The organism is Algibacter sp. TI.3.09, assembly GCF_038154905.1.
Classification (GTDB): Bacteria; Bacteroidota; Bacteroidia; order Flavobacteriales; family Flavobacteriaceae; genus Algibacter.
Genome location: NZ_JBAKAN010000043.1, coordinates 1 through 300, shown reverse-complemented (window position 1 = coordinate 300; position 300 = coordinate 1). Strand labels below are relative to the sequence as shown.

The window sequence follows — 300 nt, the reverse complement described above, 5'->3', positions numbered from 1 at the left end:
TATAAATCGTAAACTAGTGTTTGCTGCTGGATCTAATGTTATAGGTGTTTTTGGATACTCTTCCCATTGATTACTTTTTGGTATCTCTCCCGTACTGTAAGAAGAAATTTCATTACCAGATGCATCAATTAAAGCAACTGCTAGATCAGGATTAGCTCCTGATGTCCCTGATCTCAATAAATTTATAGCGTAAAACTCAACATTAATAGGTTGATTTGGAATTAAATTATCAATATATTTTTCATAAAGTATTTCAGTTGCAGGTATGCTAGAACCGATATTTACAGCCAAATATCTTCC

The 300-nt window shown here is 32.7% G+C and carries 1 protein-coding gene; it reads right to left on the bottom strand.

From position 1 onward, the window contains the following. Window positions 1-300: hypothetical protein (locus tag V6246_RS18255; protein ID WP_341561873.1), on the bottom strand; the 300-nt coding region annotated here is incomplete at both ends.